Consider the following 3,655-nt stretch of genomic DNA (forward strand, 5'->3'; position numbering starts at 1 on the left):
CCATTGGCTTTTAAATTTGAAATAAATAAATTTCTACATAAATGAAGAGATTTATTTGCTTTAAATCCAGATTTTTTAAGAAGATTTTTGAATTTATTAGAAATATGTATAATACTAATTTGATTGTCTTTAAATTTATTTTTAGTTTTTTGGAAAAGATAAGTACGCCTAGTGTCTAGATTTTTATCATCAAAATGATTTTTGTGCGCTGTTTGAATAGCGTCAAATTCCTTAGAGTTAATAACAATTTCTCTAATACAAGCGACACTTCTTTTTTTTGCTACATGTACTTTAATGTTATATAAAATTTCACCAGCTTTGCTTTGTAAAGTAGTAATATCTTGCATTTTTACTTTTTGAATTTCAGTGCCCCTGCAGCCACTTATTAAGAGTAAATGTACAAACCAACCAGATATTGGATCAATTTGTTTTAGTTGATTTATACATTTTACAATTAGTTTACTAGTTTTTGGAGTTAGGTAGAACTTAGGACTAGGTTTTAGAGTTTCTTTTTTAGTTTTAGTTGAATTTTTTAGAGTATTTTTAAGAATTTTATTTTCATCAATAACTTTTTGATAATCTTTTAGAAGTTTGAGGATAAAGTCCATATCATTATTATTTAAATTAGGAAAATTGTTAATGCGCATAAAATCATCTCCTTAAAAGTGTTACTTTTAAATTAAGTAAAAGTAATAAAAATAGATAAAAATTACAATTTACATTTTACCAAAAACTAAAAATTTTAGTCAAATTGAAGTGTCTCTCATTGCATGCGAAATTTAAAGTGTAGAGTGGTTGTAGCAAGCAGAAGTGGCAATTTCTAAAGGGGGCACTTAAGAAAGATATAATACTTTAAGTGATATATAGCAAATACCCTGAAATTTAATTTATATGTGTTTTGTAATATACTGTAGTGAGTTTGACATTTGCAATGGAGAGATTTTTGAGAGTTGATTAAAATTACATTTTAGTTTTGTTAATATGTAACAGAGCAATGTAACAAAATCAATTATTTAAACCTGTAAAAAATTGTAATTATTAGGGGTTGCATTATCTTTTGAACTTATGGAGTAGGAGTGACTTATGAATAAAAAAGTAATAATGTTTATTATTTGTGCTGTTTTTGCAGTAATTAGTTCTTGTGAAAATTTTACAAGTACAAGTACAAGTAGTACAAGTGAACAGATAAATAGTAAGACAATAGAATTCACTAAATTTACTGTAAAAATTAAAAATAAAGATAATGGTGGTAATTGGACAGACTTAGGAGATTTAGTTGTAGAAAAGGAAGAAAGAAAAAAAGGAGAATATGGTATTGCAACAGGTTTAAATGCAGGTGGACACAGTGCCACATTCTTTGAAGTAGAAGAGTCAGAAGTTAATAATTTTGTAAAAGCAATGACTGAAGGCGGAGCATTTAAAGCTAGTTTGTATTATGGATATAATAATGAACAAAGTGATGCAAGTGGTTTAAAAGATAAAGAGATAATAACAAAGATAGAGAAAATTGATAATTCTGAGTATATTACATTTTCAGGAGATAAAATTAAAAACTCAGGAGATAAAACTGCTGGATATGCAATATCACTAGAAGAACTTAAGAAAAATTTAAAATAGAAGTTAAATATATAGGAGAGGAGTAACTTATGAATAAAAAAATAATAATGTTTATCACTTGTGCTGTTTTTGCACTGATAATGTCGTGTGATAATCATGGAAATTTAAAAAAAATTGAAGAAAAAAATCAAGGTAAAGAAAATCAAAAAGTAAATAAAAATAATCAAGGTGGAGATTTAAAAGGGCCGCAAGTTAAGGGATTTTTAGAAAAAGCATTAATTGAGGCTTCTTCCCCTATTGGCGGTTTATTAAATAAAGCTCCAACATTGTTGGCAAATAATCACAAAGAAAAATCACAAGAAAGTGCTAACAATGGTGGTCAAGAAAGGCAAAAACAAAATCAAGAAGATAATAAGAAACAAGAAAAAGAACAACAAAAACAAAAGGTAGAGGTACAAGTATCAGAAGATAAGAAAGTAGAGAAATTAGAAGAAGCAAAGGGACAAGAAAAAGAAAACTTGCAAGTACAAGAAACACAAGTACAAGAACAAGCAGAACAAAAAGAAAAGAGCGAAGAAGAACAAGTTAAACAAGAAGAACACTTGCAAGTACAAACTGCAGAAGCAGAAGTAGAAATTGAAGTTGAAGAAGAGGAAGAGGAAAGAGGAGAAGGAAAGAGACAAAAAAAAGAAGATGGAGAGATTAAATATGAAATAAAAGTTCTAACAAAAAAAATAGATGAAATAAATGATAATATAGATGTTATTAAACGAAAAAGTTCTTATGTAGAAGAAATACCATTAAACCCACAAGAAATTATAGATAAAGTTACAGGGCCTGTATACGACGATTTTACAGATGATTCTAAACAGGCTATATACCATACTTGGGGTTTAATGAATGAAGATGAAGAAGGATTACCAAAGTTATTAAAAGAATTGGGTGATACTAGAAGTAGTTTAAGGACTAAATTAAATATAGGTAATCAAAAAAAAGTTGCGTTGCAATCAGATCCAAAATTAAAAGAAAATGTAAGAGTTAGCGAAATTGAATCAGAGTTAAATAACTTAAAATCAAAATTAGAAGAAGTTAAAGAATACCTTAAAGACCAATCTCATTTTGAAACAATTAAAGGCTATATCAATGATGATAGCAATAGGATTGATGATGATGAATAATCTTTAGATTTAATTAAGCTTTGTATACACAAAATAACAGCTAGCAATATTTGACTAGTTGTTATTTATTTAATTACAGTAATATTGCTGAAATTTAGATAATAAAGCTAGGAGAGGATATGAGAAAAATTAATTTTTTAATGCTTTTGTTTTTATTTGTATTAAGTTTAAGTGCAAATATAGAAGAAGAAGATTATGTAAAAACCAAAAGATCTTTTTCTGAAGAAGATTTTAATTTAATAAATAAAAGACTAGATAACTATGATTTTAAAAATGAGTATGAAAAAAGTCATGTTTTTTCCGATGCTCCTAAAATTAGAGGAAATTTAAGAAAAATTGGAATTAAAGATAAAAGTGTTTTTTTGGATGCTCTTGATGTTATAGAATATCTTATAAAAATTAAAATAAGTATAGATAATATTTTACTATCTGAGGATATGATTAAACTTATAGGAGGGCATCCAGATTCTATTTTTGATTATTTAATACAACTAGATTCTGATAAAATTGACTATGCTGAAAAATATGGAGAGAAAGCCAGAAGTAATTTTAAAGAATCTTATTCTGAGGATAAAGCAGGGGCAGTAAAACAGATTTTAAAACAAATTTTGGCTGATTTACCTAAAAATTAGGATTTTAATTAAGAATTAATAGATTTTGTAAGCATAGATTATGAAAAATAAGACTAGTTATTAGTCTTATTTTTTTATTTCTTCACATTTACTAAACATTGTAAAGAAATTACTAGTTTATGTTAACAATTTGTTAAATTGCTTTACTATTTAGAGTAACAATTTGTTAATTTTGTTACTTTTGGGTAGTATCTTTGAAAAGAGTTAAAAGATCTTTTGATGATTATGTTGCATATTTTATAGAAGGAACTTTAAATGATGGAGAAATAGCAGCTAGACTAGGAGTTT

General features: G+C 26.5%; 5 protein-coding genes. 4 read left to right on the forward strand and 1 reads right to left on the reverse strand.

What is annotated here, in order from left to right:
• On the reverse strand, nt 1–647 hold a 647-nt coding region (locus tag HNP68_RS06185; protein ID WP_183221504.1), incomplete at its 3' end, for a site-specific integrase.
• 436 nt (nt 648–1,083) lie between these two features.
• Here HNP68_RS06185 and HNP68_RS06190 point away from each other — a divergent pair.
• From HNP68_RS06190 to HNP68_RS06205, 4 genes are all read left to right on the forward strand, one after another.
• Nucleotides 1,084–1,617, forward strand: a complete 534-nt coding sequence (locus HNP68_RS06190; RefSeq protein WP_183221506.1) for an Erp family outer-surface lipoprotein — start codon at nt 1,084–1,086, stop codon at nt 1,615–1,617.
• Between the two features lie 29 nt (nt 1,618–1,646).
• On the forward strand, nt 1,647–2,735 hold the full coding sequence (locus HNP68_RS06195; RefSeq protein WP_183221508.1) for a hypothetical protein: 1,089 nt from the start codon (nt 1,647–1,649) through the stop codon (nt 2,733–2,735).
• 119 nt (nt 2,736–2,854) lie between these two features.
• Nucleotides 2,855–3,367, forward strand: a complete 513-nt coding sequence (gene eppA, locus HNP68_RS06200; protein ID WP_183221510.1) for an exported protein A EppA — start codon at nt 2,855–2,857, stop codon at nt 3,365–3,367.
• 194 nt (nt 3,368–3,561) lie between these two features.
• On the forward strand, nt 3,562–3,655 hold a 94-nt coding region (locus HNP68_RS06205), incomplete at its 3' end, for a DUF603 domain-containing protein (RefSeq protein ID WP_183221512.1).

This window comes from Borreliella yangtzensis, assembly GCF_014201775.1.
GTDB classification, from domain to species: domain Bacteria; phylum Spirochaetota; class Spirochaetia; order Borreliales; family Borreliaceae; genus Borreliella; species Borreliella yangtzensis.